This window comes from Fluviicola sp. (assembly GCF_039596355.1).
Lineage (GTDB): Bacteria > Bacteroidota > Bacteroidia > Flavobacteriales_D > Crocinitomicaceae > Fluviicola.
Map to the genome: position 1 here is coordinate 128999 of NZ_JBCNJW010000009.1, position 18673 is coordinate 147671.

Sequence of the window (18673 nt, forward strand, 5' to 3'; positions counted from 1 at the left end):
AAATCGGTTTACCTTATCAATTATTGTGGTATCAATCTCAACATCAATTTTGTAAGTATCGCAGATAGTAACATTTTTGTAGTGTTACTTAAACTATAGCGTAAGCCGGTACAACTCGGCCCTAACTTTTCTTTAAGCATACTTTTTTGTTAATTTTTTAAATTACTTATGAAGAACAATTCCTTTAAAAAGTGGCTCTTCTTTTTGACCTTGTTCGGGTTCATGTGTTTTTCTCCACATGCCGTCCTAAGGGCTCAAAGTATTGCCAACTACGCTTTCAGTACCTCTACATCTGGTACGCTGGAAGATTTATCGTCAGGATCTACGTCTTTACTTACGGGTAATAACGACGATGCTGCTACAGCTGTTACCCCGATTGGGTTTAATTTCGTTTTTATGGGGGTCTCGTACTCGCATTTCAGCACAAATTCTAACGGGCAGTTTTTGTTTCATACTTCAGGAGGAGCTACGGCGATTTCTGGAACTAGTGCTGCTCCCAGTACGGGAACTCCTCTTTTGCTTCCGATGGGGGGAGACAATGAGGTGAATGGTGGAATCCGTTATAAAGTGATTGGTTCTGCTCCAAACAGAAAGTTTGTTTTGGAATGGAATCAGTTTTATGTGTATTACACAGATATTACGAATGCAGGGAATATGCAGCTTTGGCTGAATGAAGCGAATGGTGAGATTGATTTCGTATATGGAGCGATCTATAATTCGTATGCTTTTTCTGTAGCACGTTCCATCGGAATCACTGCAGGAACTACTGCAACAACTCAGGGTGTGGTTACAGTAGGTGCTTCACCGACTTTTGCCGGTTCAGCGACTTTTTCCACCAATACATTTGCTGCCGGTTCAGGAACAACTACCGGATCGCCATTGATTGCGAATATCGGGACAAGTGTAGAAGGAACACGTCGTGTTTATTCATTTACACCTCCTCCGATTCCGATAGCTCCATCCGTACTTGCTTTTTCGGGTGTAGGCATTAATCAAATGACGTTAAATTGGGTAGACAATGCTGCTGCAGAAAGTGGTTACCGTGTTTATCGTTCTACTGATGGGGTAACTTACACTTTGGCTAGTCAGTTGGCTGCAAATACAACTACTTATCCTGCAACAGGATTGGCAATGGCTACGCTTTATTACTGGAAGGTTGTTGCATTCTCTGAAATAGGAGAAAGTACTCCAGATTTATTAGGGAGTCAGGCAACCAATCCTCCTGCTCTCGCAGGAGGAGTTTACACTGTCGGAACATCCGGAACTTATACGAATCTGACAACGGCTTTTGCAGATATTAATGCGCAGGGTCTGACAGGGAACGTTGAATTACAATTGATCACCGGTTATCCGGCTGCGCCTGAAACATACCCGATCCTGAGCTGTAACAGCGCTGCAACGGGGGCTTATTCCGTGAAGGTTTATCCTACCGTTTCCGGACTTTCAATTACAAGTGCGAACACAACGGGAACATTGAACCTGAATGGAGCTACGAATCTAACGTTTGACGGTCGTGTAAACCAAACAGGTGCAAAAGACCTGGTTATCTCCAATACAAATGCAGGTACAAGTTACGCTGTGCAATTTGTGAATGATGCCAGATCAAATACATTACAGTATCTGACAATTCACAGTGCCAATACATCTACATCTTCGGGAACAATCGTTTTTGCAGGTAGTACAGGAACAACTGGTAATGATAACAACCTGGTTGATAACTGTGATATCAAAGATGGAGCGTCTTTCCCTTTGAACGCAATTTACTCTGCAGGAACATCAACTTCGGTGGATAACAGCGGAAACACGGTCAGCAATTCAAACATTTATAACTACTTCGGTGCTGCAAATGCATCTAATGGTGTTTTACTTGCAAGCAACAGTTCTGCGTGGACCATCAGTGCGAATAAATTCTACCAGACAGCTACAAGAACAATTACCAGCGCAAGTCAGCACAGAGGGATCAATATTATCACTTCAAGTGGTAACGGATATGTGATTACCAATAACGTGATCGGTTATTCAAGTGCTTCTGCAACGGGTGTTACAACATACACAGGAAGTGCGGGACGTTTCTTCGGAATCGAGTTGACAGCATCCAATACCGGAACAGCTTCTTCTATCCAGGGGAACCAGATTTCCGGAATTTCATTGACATCGTCAAGTAATACGACTTCTGCTCCGGGTATTTTTGCTGGAATTTCCATTCTTGGAGGAAGTGTTTCCGTAGGGAATGTGACTCCGAATACGATTGGATCGGGTACGGCTACTGGAGCAATTGCAATTTCGAATTCTGCGAATGCTTATACCTATGGTATCCATGCAAACTCAACAGGAACTCTGACTGTTTCCAATAACGTGATTGGTGGTATTACGGCAGCCGGAAGTGCGGCAGCGGTTTATACTTACTTCACGGGGATTAACAATACAGGATCTGCTACAGCAACAACAATTACCGGAAATGCTATCGGTGGTTCTGTAGCGAATTCGATTGTTTCAGGAGTTTCAGGAACAACGACAGCTAGTTCAACGCTTGTTGGTATTACTGCTTCAGGTAGTTCCACTACGTTAACGATTACGGGGAATACGATCAATAATATTACGAACTACGCGAACAGCACCAGTTCAGTTTTGACCGGAATTTCCAACACAGGATCACCAACAACTGCGGTAATCAGTAACAACACGGTTTCAAATACCTTGCTGGCTGCAGGGACATTGACAGGAGTTGGTGGTGGTGCCCCTACTACATTGACAGCGAATAGCAACAACATATTTAGTGCTTCTGTTACAGGTGCTTCCGGAACAATCTACGGTTTGTCGGCAGGAACAACACAGTTTACAATCAACAATAATATCATTCACGATTTGGCATTTACTGCCAATTCAGGTACATCTTCATCAGTTGTATACGGTATTTATGATTTGCTTTCTCCGACAGTTGAGAATATTACCAATAACCTGGTTTATAACCTGTCTATCGCAGGAGCAAATACGTCAACCTCAAATATTATCGCGGGTATTTACACCAATACAACCACATCTACGAAGACGTTCTCCGGGAATACTGTGAATGGTTTGACCTTTACAAACTCTTCAACGGGGACAGCAACAGTAAGTGGTATTATTTCCACAGCAGGAACAACCGTTTCTATATTCAAGAACAAGGTGTATAACCTAAGTTCAGCAGGTGCTGGTTCTACTGTTAATGGTATTGTAATCCCAAGCACAAGTACCGGTACGTCAACCGTAAATATTTACAACAATGTTATCGGGGATTTGAAAGCACCAACAGCTTCGGCTGCTGATCCGATTCGTGGTATTTCACTTCCGGCTACAACAGCAACATCTACTTACCGCGTTTATTACAACTCGGTGTATTTGAATGCATCTTCAACCGGAACGAACTTCGGTACTTCCGGGGTGTATCATGCAGCGAGCGCTACAGCTACTACAGTTGCTCTTGATTTGAGAAATAACATCATCATCAACGAGTCTACTCCATCCGGTACAGGAATTACGGTTGCATTCCGTCGTTCGGCTGTTGCTTTGGGGAACTTTGCTTCTACATCCAACCGTAACTTGTTCTATGCCGGTGCAGCATCTGCAACACGCTTGCTGATGTATGACGGAACCAACTCTTACCAGACAATTGCGGCTTACCAAACTGCAGTTGCACCACGTGAAGTGAATTCTTTTGCTGGTGAAGCTGCGTTTACGGGGACTGGTTACGGAACTGCAGGAAACTTCTTTATCAGTACAACTGCTTCCAGTGCAAATTATCTGAAACCAGTTGCTGGTATTACGACTCAAGTAGAGAGTGGGGCTGTAAATATTTCAACTCCGGCAATTACCGATGATTATGCGGGAACAATCCGCCAGGGGAATGCAGGATATGCAGGTACAGGAACTGCGCCTGATTTGGGAGCATTCGAATTCGAAGGGTTAACGCCAGCTCCGGTAATTACATTGAACTCGGTGACTCCTCCTGCAGCAACACAATGTACGGCAACGGCACGTGTTGTTTCGGTGAATATTACAACAGCTTCCGGTACAATTACCGGTGCAACGATTGGATATACAGTGAATGGTGTGGCTCAAACGAACATCGTGATGACCAATACATCCGGTACTACATGGACAGGAACGATTCCGGTACCTACTCCTGCAAATGCAACCATTGCATGGGGAGTGGCTGCGACGAATTCACTCGGAATCAATGGCTCTTATACCGGAACAAGTTATGCTGATGAGCCATTAACAGGTGTAACAACTTCTGTAACAGCATCACCTGCTGTATTGTGTTCTGGTACTTCCAGTGTCTTGAAAGCAGCTCTTTTAAAATCAGGAACGGTTACACTTGGAACAGGTACAAATATTTCTACGGGCTCTCCTGCGGTAACTCCATTCTATGGAGGATATGGAGGTGTTAAAACACAGTATTTAATCCGTGCAAGTGAATTAACTGCACTTGGTTTGTCTGCAGGTAATATTTCTCAAATGTCATTGAATATTACAACTGCGGGAAGCACTTTGAGTGGATTTGGAATCAGTATGGATCATACAGCTTTAGCGGCTTTGACGGCGAATATTGAAAATGTGGGAACACAGGTGTATTCTACGGCTTCATTTGTTCCAGCTGTAGGGGTAAATAACTTTTCTCTTTCAACACCTTTCAACTGGGACGGTGTTTCGAATGTGATAATTAGTTTCTGTTGGAGTAACAACAATACTTCAAATACGGCAAGTCAATTATACATTGTTAATACTGCTTATGTTTCAGGAAATGCACGATATGTTGATAGCAGAACTTCCGCAGAGGTATGTGGTTACACAGGAAGTGCTACTCCGGGTGGGTGGAATGGTTCATCCGCAACAGTTTCTTCAAGACCAATTTTTACTTTTGTAGGAAATACAGCTCCGGCTATTCAATCGACTTCCTGGTCTGACGGGGCAACAACTGTTGGTACAACAAACCCGCTGACAATAACTCCGACAGCAACAACAACATATACTTTAACTGTTACGGCATCTGGTTGTCCGGTTTCTCCTGCACCGACTGTAACTGTAACAGTGAATCCGCTGCCGGCAACTCCGACAGCTGTAAACTCTGCTCAGTGTGGTGTTCAGGTTCCTACTGCACACGTCACATCTACTTCCGGACTTCCGACACCATCATTTAACTGGTATGCGGCATCTACAGGTGGAACGGCATTGCAGTCAAGCACTTCTACAACGTATACCTCTACGGTTGCTTCAACGACTACATTCTATGTAAGTGAATTGAATACCGTTACCGGATGTGAAAGTGCACGTGTTCCGGTTACCGTTACGGTTTCAACACCGGATCCGGTATCATTAACTGCTTCTGTATCTTCTATCTGTATCGGCGGGTCTTTTACATTGACAGCTGCAAATACCGGCGCAGGATTCCAGAGCTATGCTTACTCAACTCAGAGTACAACAACAGGAAGTGGAGCTGAAACAGCTTTGACAGGGACTTCGGTAACTGTTACTCCAACTGCTGCAGGTTCTTATACGTATACGCTTACTGCGGTTGACGGAGGTTGTGCTGCTACAGCAACAGCTACTGTTACTGTAAACAGTCTTCCTTTCATCAGTACCGCAACAGCAACACCTTCTACGGTTTGTTCTTCTGATCCGATTACATTGACAGGTGCATCTGCAAATACAACTGCAAGTACAACAACGATCGGTACACAAAGTGCAACAGATTTGACAAGTAGTGTATACCGTTTCGGATATTCTACAGGGGATTACAGACACCAGTTGGTGTTTACTGCTGCTGAATTGAATGCAGCAGGTTTGCAAGCTGGAAACATTACATCCATTGCATTCAACGTAACAACCGTAGGTAATGGTTCAGGAAACAACTATACCATCAAAATGGGGAACACAAGTGCTTCCGCTACAACAGCTACATTCCTTACGGATCCGACTTCAACGGTTTATTCTGCGGCAACTTATACGGCGGTGAGTGGTGTGAATACACATACATTCTCTACTCCGTTTAACTGGAATGGAACATCCAACATCCTGATCGAAATTTGTTACAACATTTCGGCTACCGGAGGTTCATCATACCTATCTGTCTCTACACCTGCGTCAAACCGTAATGCAAGCCTTTTGGGTACAACGAATGCGTGTACGGTTGCAACCGGTACATCTTATGCATACCGACCAGTGGTTACTTTTGCAGGTCAGGTTGGACCAAGCTATACTTCTTCCCTGAACTGGTCATGGACTCCGGGAACAGGATTGAATACAGCTATTGCAACCACTTCTATTGCCAATACAAGTGGTGCTCCGATCAGCCAGGCGTTTACTGTTACTGCAACAAACCCAACAACGGGGTGTTCAGTTACTGCAACTACTCCTGCTGTTACCATTAATAATGCTCCTGCTGCTCCGGTTGCACACAATGCAACGCAATGTGGTACAGGAGTACCTACGGTATCTGTTACCGGTTCGGGAACTTCAGGGAATACATATTCCTGGTACCTGGCTTCAACTGGTGGTACAGCTCTTTCCGGACAAACAGGAAGCTCACTTTCAGGGTACAGTATTTCTTCCACAACAACATTCTATGTGGCAGAAAATAATGCAACCTGTTCAAGTGCAAGAACAGCTGTAACAGCTACCGTTACAACTCCTCCTGCTATTTCAGTTGCGGGAACAGCAACGATCTGTTCAGGAACTTCAACTGCTTTGACAGTAACAAGTCCAAACGATCCGAACTATACGTATAGCTGGTCTGGTGGTTTGGGAACAGGAGCAACAGTGAATGCTTCTCCGACTGCAAACACAACTTACACAGTTACTGCAACAGACGCAAGTGGTGGTGCAAATAACGGATGTGTAACTACAGCAACTTATGCCATTAACGTGAATCCTTCACCTACAGCTGTAACGGCTAACACCAGCGCAGGTACTATTTGTGAAGGAAGTACGGTTAACCTCACATCTTCTGCGACTGCGAATAACCCAACGGTTAGTTTTACAGAAGGTTTTGAATCATTCCCTCCTTCAGGATGGACAATGTTGAATGCAGGTTCCGGAAATTCCTGGACTTCTGCTTCAGGTTCTGCTCATACAGGAAGTTTGGGAATCCGTTATGCGTGGAATAGTGCCAATGCTGCAAATGCATGGGCTATTACACCGCAGTTGAGCTTGCTTGCAGGTCAAACGTACAACGTTTCATTCTGGTACAAAGTGGAAGGATCTACTTTCCCTGAAAAATTGAAAGTAACTGTTGGTAATACGAACACTGTTGCAGCTCAAACGAATGTACTTTGGAACAACAATGGTGGGGCAAGTTTAACGAATACAACCTGGGCTCAGGGAACGGTAACTTATACTCCGTCGACTTCCGGGAACTATTATTTTGGATTTAACTGTTATTCCGATGCAGATCAATTCTATTTGCACCTGGATGATGTAAGTATTCAGTCAGCGGCAGGTACTCCAACTTATAGCTGGACATCTGCTCCTGCAGGATTTACTTCTTCTGCACAGAATCCAACAAACGTAGCTCCAATAACAAATACGACGTATACTGTTACTGTTACCAATTCAATCGGATGTTCGAACTCTGCTTCAGTGAACGTGGTTGTGAAGCACCCTACAACGTCAACAACTGCTCACACGGCGTGTGATACGTATACCTGGAACGGAGTAACACATACGACTTCCGGAACATATACTTACACAACAACAAACAGTGTGGGATGTGACTCTGTAGCTACGTTGAACCTGACTATTAAGAATAGCACAGCTTCATCGACTTCAGCAACAGCTTGTAGTTCTTATACCTGGGCGATGAATGGTCAGACATACACTACTTCAGGAGCGTACACGCATACGATTCCGAATGCGGTAGGTTGTGACTCTGTGATTACATTGAACCTAACAATCAACCAGCCAACAACGGCTACGGTATCGGCTACAGGATGTGGATCTTATACCTGGGCATTGAATGGTCAGACATACAACACTTCAGGAGCATACACGCATACGATTCCGAATGCGGCAGGTTGTGACTCTGTTGTGACGTTGAACTTGGTTATCGGTCAGCCGAACACAGGAACGGATACACAAACAGCTTGTGGATCATTCGTATGGATTGACGGAGTAACGTATACAGCTTCTACAACTACACCAACATTTACTGTACCGAACGCGGCAGGTTGTGATTCAGTGATTACGCTGCATTTGACAATCAATCAGCCAACTTCAAGTACTGTGACTCCGGTTGTAGCTTGTAGTTCTTATACATGGGCTCAAAGCGGATTGACTTATACTGCATCAGGAACGTATACTGATACGGTTCCGAATGCGGCAGGTTGTGATTCTATTATCACATTGAACCTGACAATCAATCAGCCAAGTACGGCTTCCGTATCAGCAACTTCATGTGGTTCTTATGTGTGGTCTTTGAGCGGACAAACTTACACAGCTTCCGGAGCGTATACACATACAATCCCGAATGCGGCAGGTTGTGACTCTGTGATTACGCTGAACCTGACCATTCATCCGAACCCGGTTGTGACGGTAACAAACAACGGAAACGGATCGTTTACTGCGAATTCAACAGTGAGCGGAACATTTGCATGGTTGAACTGTACAACGAATACGGTGATTGCGGGGGCGACTTCTGCAACGTATACGCCAACTGCAAATGGTTCTTATGCTGCGATCGTAACAACTGCAAACGGATGTATTGACACATCTGCTTGTGTATCGATCAACAATGTTGGAATCAAAGAAAATGCGATCTCAACTATTTCAGTTCACCCGAACCCAACTCACGATGTGGTTATCGTGACAATGGAAGCACCAGCTGCAACTGTTGAAGTGTTCGATGCGCAAGGTAAACTGGTTCAAACAACTCAGATTAAGTCCGGAGATTCAATTGATCTTGGAGCTTACGAACGAGGAGTTTATACGTTGAAAATCAAAACAGAGGTTGGAACTTCTGTTGAGCGTATCGTGAAGAACTAATGAATTAGCATATTCAGATTGTGAAAGCGGGCATTCGAAAGAGTGCCCGCTTTTTGTTTGTGGAATGGTCAGGTATCTTCTTATTCGTTTGGGTTCCCGCAAATTCAGCGAATGACGCAGGTTTGCTTGTGTTGGTGCTGTGCTTCCTGGTTGCTTTTTGGAGTAGAAAGGGCCGGTGTTATTGGTATAATCGTTTGGCTGAACTCACAACGATACCATAGAAATCGGTGCAGCGGGGAGATAAGTCAAACATTCCCCGTGTGATGGAAACAAAAAAGACAGGCCGATCGGCCTGTCTTCATCAAACTATTTTTGGAAGCTGATTATTGCTTAACCAATTGGATTTCGCCTCTTAACTTCACGTCTTCTCCAACCAAAACACCACCTGTTTCAAGAGCAGAGTTCCAGGTCAAACCGAATTCTTTACGGTTGATTTCAGACTCGAAGCTGAATGCCGCTTTTTCATTCCCCCAAGGATCTTTTCCTTCTCCGTGGAATTCGATTTTCAACGGCAATTGTTTGGTAACCCCGTGCAGGTTGAATTCACCAGTGATGTGTCCTGATTTGAACTCATCAGCAGTTGCTTTGAAGCTGATTGTAGGGAATTGTTCTACGTCGAAGAAATCTGCACTTTTCAAGTGTCCGTCTCTTTGCTCGTTTCTGGTGTTTACGGAGCTTGCGTCGATCTGAGCACTGATAGTTGCGTTTTTGAATCCGTCTTCTGCTTCAATGGATGCATCTACCTGGTCAAATGTTCCGTTTACTTTTGTAAACATCATGTGTTTTACACTGAAACCTACTTCGCTGTGTGTTGGGTCGATTACCCATTTAGTTGTACTCATAATTGTTGTTTTTAGATTTACTTAATTGTGACTAATTGTTCTAACGTTTTACGTACTTTTCTGTGGTGCTGTGTGTGATCTTCGCCTGACCGGTATCCGAAAGTCAGAACCAACACAGCGTGATCATCTTTCAGCTCCAGAATCTCATCGTATTTCTCTTTCTGGAAGCCTTCCATCGGTGTGCTGTCAATTCCCAAATGTGCTGCCATGACCAATCCGAATCCCAGGCCGATATATGCTTGTTTGGTGTTCCATGCGATCAGTTCGGCAGAACTCAGGGTTCCCAATACTCCGGCAATGTTTTGCTCGAAGCGGCTGAGTTTTTCCCGTTCTACTTGTCTGACCTCTACGATTCGCTTCATGTAGGAATCGATGTGTTCACTGTCCATATTTCGGTTGACCGTAAAAATGATCAGATCAGAAGCATCCGTTACCGGAGATTGGTCGTAGGAAGCTGCTCTCAGTTGTTTCCGCAATTCGTCAGACTTCACACGGATCAATTTGAAGGGCTGCAACCCGTAGGAAGTCGGAGCGCTGTTAATAGCCTCCAGGATTTCCTGCATATCTTCTTCGCTGACTTTTTTCGTCGGGTCGTATTTTTGTGTGGCATAACGCCATGCTAGCGCATTTTTCATTGTGTTTGTCCTTACAGTTTCACTTCCATCGGAATCTCCATCAACAGGACGGTAGAACCTTTGGTGATGTGCAAAGTTACGGAGGAAGTATCAACTATTCCTAATGCGTCTCTGCGATTTAACTGTTGGCCTTCAATGACAGAACTTCCTTCCACCTGCATCACATACAACCCGTTTTCCGGATTTTTGAATGTGTATGTAACGGTTTTGTCTTCGGTGAATTTCCCCATGTTGAACCATGCGTCCTGGTGAATCCATACTCCGGCATCTTCTTGGTTCGGCGACAAGATCTGCACGAATTCATTCGGATGCTCATCTACCGTGATTTTTTGCTGATCGTAGCGCGGTTCCACATTTCGTTTGTTCGGGAACAGCCAGATCTGGAATAACTTCAGGTCTTTGTCATCGTTCGGGTTGAATTCCGAGTGTTGAATTCCGGTTCCGGCGCTCATCACCTGGATTTCTCCTGCCTGAATCGTTGAACTGTTTCCCATGGAATCTTTATGTGCAATGGCTCCCTCTAATGGAATCGTGATGATTTCCATGTTGTCGTGAGGGTGTGTTCCGAACCCCATTCCCGGCGAAACGGTATCATCATTCAATACGCGCAGGGTACCGAAGTGAACTCTTTCCGGGTTGTACCAGGATGCGAAGCTGAAAGAGTGTTTCGCGTTCAACCAGCCGTGGTTTGCATGGCCTCTGGAATTTTCTGAGTGGAAGATTGTTTTCATTTGTTTGTTCTCCTTATTTGGATGATTTGATAAGACAAAGGTAATACAATTTTTGAATTAATTACCATGGTAGATATTTTTTTAATCTTTTTTTAGAATTAGGGTAATGGGGTGAAGGAGGGGGAAGGCGTGAAACCCTTTGAAACCGGACTTTTCAACCAATAGGATAAATTTATAAAATTGTTAAGGAGATGGAACAAGTCGATTTCACCGGGCGAATTATCCAAAACAAGCTACATCGGGGTATTTTAACTGCAATTTATGAAACGATTAATCTTCTGATTTCGAGCTATAACTGGAAAATCTGAAAATAAAATGCATTTTTTTTTGCCAAATCGCTTGCAGAAACGAAAAATGGACGTATCTTTGCAACGCTTTTAACGAAAAGCATTACACAATTCGAAAGTCAGCTGTTGCTGACTCCTGCAAAGGAAAAGAAATTGGTTTGGTAGTTCAGTTGGTTAGAATACATGCCTGTCACGCATGGGGTCGCGGGTTCGAGTCCCGTCCAGACCGCGGAGTTAATATATCTTACGAAATTCATGTCCCGTCCGGACCGCAAGGTAGTATTAAAAGCCTTTAAAAGCGCACTATTAAGTGCGCTTTTTTTGTTTCTGCACATTTTTCAGAGCATTTTTTCAAATAACTAGTTTAAGCTAATTCAAAATAGTTCAAGAAAAGTGTTTACCATTTCATTTACCACATTCAGTTGGTAAATTGGGTAAATGGTTTTTATCCGAGGGATAGGATTTTAAGGACCAAAAGGCCACTTGTGGCATTGTAAACCTTAAAAAATGTGTAGTAATGAAAAGTAATCAGAAAATGTCTGTTATGTTTTGGCTATTTAAGTCAAAAGCAGACAAAAAAGGTTTGGCGCCGCTATATGCCAAGCTGACTATCGAAGGGGAGGATGTAGATCTTTCAATTGGCAGAAAGGTTAACCCCGCATTTTGGGACGAAAAGGAAAAAATAGATCTGGACACGTCTCAATACTCCAATGACACCAATTTTAGAATTAGGGAAGCTAAAAGGGAACTCGAAAGGCATTTTGATGTACTGTGTGGTGAGCATGCCAAGGTGACGCCGCAGATGGTAAAGAACCGTTATCAGGGTAAAGCTGTAGATTGGTCGATTGAATCAGAAAAATTGGAGAGAGAAAAGCAAACCGATCTTATTGCTGTTGCCAAGATTGTAATGGGGGAACTTGAGCAAAAAGTAGAATCCAGTGAAATGAAAAAATCCACCCTTGTGACGTGGCAGACTTCATTCAAGCATATTACAGAATTTGTAAAATACCTAACTGGAAAAACTGATACACCCATAGATGCTGTAAATAAAGATTGGATTAAGGCATTTATAAAATATATGACGATAGAGCGAACCGTCCGTTTACAGGCAACGTCTACGGAAAAAAAGATCATCCATCTGAAGGCATTTGTCGAGTATGCCTACGATAAGGGGTGGATCGAAATTAATAAAATTTCAAAATTTTCTTACAATCCAGCCGAAAAAAAGGTCAAGCCTTTGGAGTATGAACAGGTATTGAAAATCCAGGAAAAGGATATTAAGAATGAAAGGCTTGCGTTAACAAGAGATTTATTCGTATTCCAATGTTATACCGGATTCGCGTATTCGGATATGAGGGCATTAACACTGGAAAATTTTGTTGAACATGGGGACGAAAAAAAATGGCTGATCAGGGATAGGACAAAAACAATGTCCGATGAAATTGTACCGGTTCTACCTGTAGTCGAGCAGATTATTAACAAGTATCAGACACACCCTTTAGTGCTTGCTAAAGGTGTTTTGCTTCCGGTGCGAAGTAATCAAAATTATAATGGGTACTTAAAGGAGGTAGGCGATCTTTGCGGTATAAATAGGGATCTTACCACACACTTGGCAAGGCATACATTCGCCCATATTATGCTAAATGTATGCTATCTGCCAATGGAAGATGTTGGAAGGATGTTGGGACACCGATCAGCCAAAAGTACAGTGAAGTATTGCCAGGTTGGAAAGGGCAGATTGATTGATAGTATGTCAAGCGCCCAGAATAAGCTGAATAGCATAAGAAGGTCAAAAGAAAATGATGCCGCATGAATAGAAATAAAATAAAAGAAGGGTCTGTCTCATTTTGAGACAGACCCTTCTTTTATTTTTCGTAAAATATCACATGCCAAGCGTGTGCCTTCCAATTTTGTATTAACTGTCCAGCCCTGTTGCGCCACCGCCGTTTGTCATAGTGATCAAAAAAATTATTTGCAGCTTCCTCTGATTCTCCTTTTTCAAGAAAATAGATTGTGACATGCTCTTTTGTTGGAGGAACGTTATCGCCTTTGCCAGAAGAACTTTCTTTCTGTCTCATCTTTTACGGCTCCTTTGTTCCATCATCCTCTGGATATCGTCAATATTATAATATATTGTTCCGCCTACCTTAGTAAATGTTATAGTTCGGCTATTTCTCATAGTTTGAAGTTTACCATGTGAAATATTCAGCAGTTTCTTAACATCAACAGATTTAACCCATTTTTTCAGGTTAGGAATTTGTCCTTGCTTCAATATTACCTTCAGTTCCTGAATGATTTCAGTTTTCAGATCCTCCATCAAATTCAATATGAAATTCCTAAACTCATTGTCCTTTATTCTTTCTTCCCAGTCTCTTCCCATCACAATAGATTTTAAGTAAAACACTTCTTAGCTATCCGGCATCAGCAAATAGATTTCGCTGGCCTTAGTCCTTTTGCATGACCGAACATATTTGAGATAGCCATATTCGTTAAGTTCATTTATGCACTTTCTATAAGTTGCGTGCGATATTTTTGCGATTTCCATCACCTGATGGCAGAATGCTGGAAACGGATTGTGATATCCGTTTTCTGACCAATACTGAACCAACGCAGCATATATTCCTATATGCGTTACACTGATCCTCCCATCATTTCTTATTGCGCAAAAAAAATCTTTTAAAGGCTTTATTTTTTCCATAATCTAGTAGGTTAAGCCACACCGAGTCTTCTGTTCTTTGTGGTCCTCTTGTTTGATTGACCTTCGGAGATATTTTCTTCGACAGTGGTTTTTCCTTTGATCCGACTGACGGAGACCTTTTCTGAATTCGAATCATAGATCGTTACAGACTTGAACTGTGGATTTGCCTCTACAAAGAATTTATTCCTGCCGATGGTGACCTCTGTGCGCTTCCCTTTTTTGAGGTCATCTGCAATTTTTCCGATCTGGGATTTATCCTTTAGCGGCAATTCGCGCAAAGATCTTTCAATATCGAATCCATAGGATTCCGGAAACTCTCTGACACGGAAATTTCCTGCTGTGTCTTTATCACAAAAGTCGAGACGGATCCATTTGCCATCTTTGCACAAGGCCCTTCCAGCTAACAGCTCATAGGTCTCGTCCGAGGTCAATATCTTTCCATCGTTCAATATGAAAATTTGTTGCCGACTTAATTCTGGATCAGTTTCGTTATCCATCCTGACCTTATTCTGAACTAGGTGGTATTCGCCCGAATTAGCTCTTTCAAATGATAATTGGTGGTTCATTACCTCATTTTCGTTTACCTGGTACGAAATAGGAACTTTAAACTCTGGTTCGCCATTTTTCATTTTCTTTTCCACCTTTGGAAAATGTTCACCCAGGCCCATTTTTTTCAATAAGGACGAAATTGTAAGCCTGTTTGCCTTTTCCAACCTTCTGTTCTCGCGGGCGATAATAAACCTTCTGACAGGATTTATGAACACTTTTACAAATAGCCTTACCAATCTGCCTGGATAGACCTGTTTTTGAATACTTCTCCTTTCTTGCCGGACAATCCGCAGCATCGAGCGTTCATCCCTGTCCCTGGATCCCTTGCACATTGAAACTATGCGGTCATAGTCTCGAAGTTGTTCCTTTAGCAGGGCCTTATTTGAAGACATATCGACAGAAAATGCATTCTTGAAACGTTCTTCCTTTTCGCGCCAACGCATCAATTCGATTTCTATCCTATTGACGCTAGCTGATCTTTTGTCCGATTCCATAATACCACTGTTTGAGATAAAATCGGACGCAGATTTGCATGCGTCCGATTTTGATTAATACACCATTTTAGACCGAAACGGATCTGTTACGTCCAGAACCTTTTGCGGTGACATTTCCCTGTGTTTTTTGGTCCACTTTCGATTGGCTACCCTTCACTCCATTTTCTTGTGATTTCGCTTTTGACTCGTCGTCTTTTAGCGCAGTTTTTTGATCTGTCGTTTGACTGTTTGAATTCTGCGACTGCGAATTACTTTTTTTGTTTTGCGTACGGATTAGCTTGTGATCTTCGCCGTAAACATTTAGGGATTTATATTGCGGCACAGCTTCAATATATCGCACGGCATCTTTCCCGTCAATATTGTATTCGACTTGAACACGATTTCCCGCTTCGAGACTTTTGATCACTTCCGCTTTGTACTCCGGCTCTGCGAGTTTAGGGATCGGAAGTTTGGAAAGTTTTGCTTCAAGGTCGTAACCATACTTTTCACCAAAACGTTCCAATTGAAAGTTTCCATTATCATCTGTGTCCTTAAAGTTAATATGCAACCAAGCTTTGTACGGCTGTCCTGACTGGTTGATCTGAGTTTTGAATACAGATCGGCCTTCAATCAGATTGTACGCTTCCCTTACTTTGATCCCATTGTCCACGTAAAACTTTTGTTTGATCGGCAGAATGTTTTTGTCTTCGCTTGCAACGTTTAAAGTGTACGAGTTAAGATAGTAATTGTCACTGCTCTGCGACTTGGATAAGTGAAGAGTGACTTCGGCCTTGCCGGTAGATCTTCCCATCTCACCTAATGACACTTCCGTTTTAAGATCGATTTTTTCTGCCTTGGTCAGCATTGCTTCCCTTAACTTATCTGTTGGGATTTCATCAATTCCGCAATAAGTCATCCTGTCACAAATCAATGTGAAATTCTGTTCGTTGAGAACTGTCCCATTTTTTTCTTGATCATTCATAACTTCTCCTTTTTTATTATTTGTTAATTGTTTGTATTCTAATTGCTGGTGATAGATTTTTATCATTGCGGTCACATCAATAGCCCCGTTTCGTTCTATCTTCGCGATCAACTTTTGCGATACATATTGCATTGCACGGTAGGCCGATCGAACGGACAGAAACTTGAATTCCTCTGAAGCTGTAGAAACTTCTGAGCAATATTCACGTGCTTCTTCTTCCGAATTGAAGAGCGCCATTTCATATTTTTCAATAGGGAAGCCACTATCTGGATAAGCGACGAACTCATAGCCGTTTACCCAACGTTGTTCTTCCAAATAGGTGTGTATTACATCAAAATCAATCTCTGATACTAACATCATTTCCCCCTTTCTACCTCAATGGTCTTGCCCGCAAAATCTGCCGGCTACTTACCTTCATCGCTACATGCCGACCGCCATCCTTTTCCATCATCTGCACTGCAAGGTACTTTTGGTCAGGAATGGTGAATTTTGGAAGTGCGAACACGATGATGTCGTAAGATTTTCCCTGTACATGCTCCAAAACCTTGTTCACATAGATCGGCAGTATCTCGATCTCCTGCGAGGCGGTACGGTTGGTTTGTCTCTGATCACGGATAAAGAAGCGGAACTGGTCGATGTCGTACCCGATGTTGGTCCAATTACTTACTTTGAACTGAAAGTATAGAATACCACCCTTGATGAACAGTCCCCTTAGGTTAAGGACGATACCGCTGTTCCCTTTGCCATAGCTTGAGGTATATTCCTTATTCTGTAGGACGAATTCGGTGTATTTGCGCACTTCGGCTTCGTCCACATTTTCTTTCGGCAGGAAAATATTGCTTTCCCTTGCTTTTGCGTTCGGATCCAGCGAAAGATTGATCGAAGAAGGGTTTTCCGAAAAGGTGACTGCGAAAGTTGTCAGCTTCCCGTCCGCTGTTACCACGCTCAGGTTTGATGGTGTAATACCCGCCTTGGCTGCCTTTACCTGTAGGATGTTCTCGACGCCAGTCGCTTTCTGTGCCAGGATTTCTGCGCTTCCACGGTCTACGCTTACGATGGCGTACGGGAATATGATATTACTGGTCTTGGTATTACTGATTTCAAGTTTGTACGAAGACATTTCCATGAGCTTTTTTTCGCTGTATTCCTGCGCACCCGAGCTAAAAGCTGCAAGGAACAGGAAAGCTCCCATTGTTGTTGCACTTAACTTTTTCATATTACACGATTTAAAGATTACTTATCTGCTGAAGCTCTGCTTCTGTTTCTCGTCACGCAGGAGGATTTGGTAGCCTGCCTTAACTTTTACCCTTACCAGTTTGGCTTTTTTCGAAAACATACCCTTTACCATTTCTACACCTGCACCTGCAGCCTGCACGCCCCAGGATTGGTCGAGCGAACTCAGGCTGATGGATTGCAACGGACGATCTGCCGATTGCTTCACTACGTCGCGGGTAATGGAACCGGGGATGTAGACACCATCCAGCCCGTCAAGATCGAACACCGATAGATCGATGGGAAATATTGACCTTCCGAAGCGTAGGCTTTCGATCTTGATGATCAAACGTTCCCCACTCAGCTGTGCTGTACCGAAGATGAAATTGTCCTTTGGAATTAGGACACCATTTACAGATACCTCATCTACCAACCGCATCTTTATTGTCGAACCGTTCACTATAATCTGATCTTCATGAACAACTGCGCGGATCGCATTCTGCTGGATGACGGAATTGCCCTTGTCGTCCAATGCATAGAACCCACTGCCTTTCTGTTCGGTCTTGTTCCCTTCCAATAGTGTAATTTGCTGGGGCTTTGTTGGGGTAGTGACCGCGAATACCTGTCCGCGACGTTTTTCGGTGGTTTCTTTCAGCCTTTCGTTTGCCAGCTCCGGATTTTGTATCTCCATGATCTTATCCAGCATGGAATTTAACTGGTCAATCTCCGGGTCGCGTTCGGTCTGTTCCATACCTGCATTACCGTAGCCTGTAGAACCGGACGACCTTCCTCCGTATGATCTTTGGCCACTATAGTTGTCGTAGTCTTGCCATCTGGATGGAGCCTGGGCATAACCCTGCTGCATCTGACGTTCCAGGTTGGTTAAATTCTGGTAGATCTGTTGCGTTGTTGGATCTTCGTAACCTTGATAAGGCATCTGTGAAGTGGCGTTATATCCACCAGCACCAGGGCGATAGTTGGTGTCGTTCCGCATCAGTTCCAACATTTTAGCACTGTCCTTTTCGGCAATTTCATAATAGGCCAATTTGTCCTTTAGCCTGTTATCGCTTCCAGCTCCTGGAAGTTGAGTATTAAGGGCTTTTTCGGAAGTTGTATTTTCCTGCCCACTGGCTCCGGTTCCACCGCCAAGTAGCCAGAACAGGACGGTCAGGAACGGCAGTGCTATGATCGGAAGAACGAGATAAAATTTTCGTTCGCGTTGCATTTTTACTTCTGTTTTCATCTC

11 protein-coding genes and 1 tRNA gene are annotated in these 18673 nt (G+C 43.3%); 3 read left to right on the forward strand and 9 right to left on the reverse strand.

Annotated elements, in window-relative coordinates; genetic code table 11:
- Positions 1-168 precede the first annotated feature (168 nt).
- Complete coding sequence (locus ABDV94_RS15635) at positions 169-9018, forward strand: T9SS type A sorting domain-containing protein (protein WP_343748144.1); 8850 nt, start codon at positions 169-171, stop codon at positions 9016-9018.
- 323 nt (positions 9019-9341) lie between these two features.
- Here the strand turns inward: ABDV94_RS15635 and ABDV94_RS15640 are convergent, their stop codons facing one another.
- From ABDV94_RS15640 to ABDV94_RS15650, 3 genes are read right to left on the reverse strand one after another with little or no spacing between them, the layout of a single operon-like run.
- Positions 9342-9860, reverse strand: coding sequence for a YceI family protein (locus ABDV94_RS15640; protein WP_343748145.1), 519 nt, complete (start codon positions 9858-9860; stop codon positions 9342-9344).
- Positions 9861-9877: 17 nt separating this feature from the next.
- Positions 9878-10495, reverse strand: a complete 618-nt coding sequence (locus ABDV94_RS15645; RefSeq protein ID WP_343748146.1) for an NAD(P)H-dependent oxidoreductase — start codon at positions 10493-10495, stop codon at positions 9878-9880.
- Between the two features lie 11 nt (positions 10496-10506).
- Positions 10507-11226: a pirin family protein gene (locus ABDV94_RS15650; RefSeq protein ID WP_343748147.1), complete on the reverse strand. Its 720-nt coding sequence runs from the start codon at positions 11224-11226 to the stop codon at positions 10507-10509.
- 442 nt (positions 11227-11668) lie between these two features.
- Here ABDV94_RS15650 and ABDV94_RS15655 point away from each other — a divergent pair.
- A tRNA-Asp gene (locus ABDV94_RS15655) sits at positions 11669-11742 on the forward strand.
- Positions 11743-12030: 288 nt separating this feature from the next.
- Entirely contained in the window at positions 12031-13326 is a 1296-nt protein-coding gene (locus tag ABDV94_RS15660; protein ID WP_343748148.1) for a site-specific integrase, read from the forward strand.
- 52 nt (positions 13327-13378) lie between these two features.
- Here the strand turns inward: ABDV94_RS15660 and ABDV94_RS15665 are convergent, their stop codons facing one another.
- The 6 genes from ABDV94_RS15665 to traM form a co-directional block, all read right to left on the reverse strand.
- Positions 13379-13591 (reverse strand): hypothetical protein, encoded by a 213-nt coding sequence (locus tag ABDV94_RS15665; protein ID WP_343748149.1) that lies wholly within the window; start codon positions 13589-13591, stop codon positions 13379-13381.
- A complete protein-coding gene (locus tag ABDV94_RS15670) occupies positions 13588-13893 on the reverse strand; it encodes a helix-turn-helix domain-containing protein (protein WP_343748150.1) in 306 nt (101 codons plus the stop codon). The genes ABDV94_RS15665 and ABDV94_RS15670 overlap by 4 nt, the downstream gene beginning before the upstream one ends.
- A 329-nt stretch (positions 13894-14222) precedes the next feature.
- Positions 14223-15254 (reverse strand): hypothetical protein, encoded by a 1032-nt coding sequence (locus tag ABDV94_RS15675; RefSeq protein ID WP_343748151.1) that lies wholly within the window; start codon positions 15252-15254, stop codon positions 14223-14225.
- 67 nt (positions 15255-15321) lie between these two features.
- Entirely contained in the window at positions 15322-16575 is a 1254-nt protein-coding gene (locus ABDV94_RS15680; RefSeq protein WP_343748152.1) for a hypothetical protein, read from the reverse strand.
- A gap of 10 nt (positions 16576-16585) precedes the next feature.
- Positions 16586-17431 (reverse strand): conjugative transposon protein TraN, encoded by an 846-nt coding sequence (gene traN / locus ABDV94_RS15685; RefSeq protein ID WP_343748153.1) that lies wholly within the window; start codon positions 17429-17431, stop codon positions 16586-16588.
- 21 nt (positions 17432-17452) lie between these two features.
- Entirely contained in the window at positions 17453-18670 is a 1218-nt protein-coding gene (gene traM / locus ABDV94_RS15690) for a conjugative transposon protein TraM (RefSeq protein ID WP_343748154.1), read from the reverse strand.
- Between the last annotated feature and the right edge of the window lie 3 nt (positions 18671-18673).

Coding starts and splice junctions, on each gene's coding strand:
- ABDV94_RS15680 (WP_343748152.1), bottom strand. CDS start 16,575: ATGATGTTAGTATCAGAGATTGATTTTGATGTAATACACACCTATTTG.
- ABDV94_RS15665 (WP_343748149.1), bottom strand. CDS start 13,591: ATGAGACAGAAAGAAAGTTCTTCTGGCAAAGGCGATAACGTTCCTCCA.
- ABDV94_RS15650 (WP_343748147.1), bottom strand. CDS start 11,226: ATGAAAACAATCTTCCACTCAGAAAATTCCAGAGGCCATGCAAACCAC.
- ABDV94_RS15640 (WP_343748145.1), bottom strand. CDS start 9,860: ATGAGTACAACTAAATGGGTAATCGACCCAACACACAGCGAAGTAGGT.
- traN (WP_343748153.1), bottom strand. CDS start 17,431: ATGAAAAAGTTAAGTGCAACAACAATGGGAGCTTTCCTGTTCCTTGCA.
- ABDV94_RS15675 (WP_343748151.1), bottom strand. CDS start 15,254: ATGGAATCGGACAAAAGATCAGCTAGCGTCAATAGGATAGAAATCGAA.
- ABDV94_RS15635 (WP_343748144.1), top strand. CDS start 169: ATGAAGAACAATTCCTTTAAAAAGTGGCTCTTCTTTTTGACCTTGTTC.
- ABDV94_RS15645 (WP_343748146.1), bottom strand. CDS start 10,495: ATGAAAAATGCGCTAGCATGGCGTTATGCCACACAAAAATACGACCCG.
- traM (WP_343748154.1), bottom strand. CDS start 18,670: ATGAAAACAGAAGTAAAAATGCAACGCGAACGAAAATTTTATCTCGTT.
- ABDV94_RS15660 (WP_343748148.1), top strand. CDS start 12,031: ATGAAAAGTAATCAGAAAATGTCTGTTATGTTTTGGCTATTTAAGTCA.
- ABDV94_RS15670 (WP_343748150.1), bottom strand. CDS start 13,893: ATGGGAAGAGACTGGGAAGAAAGAATAAAGGACAATGAGTTTAGGAAT.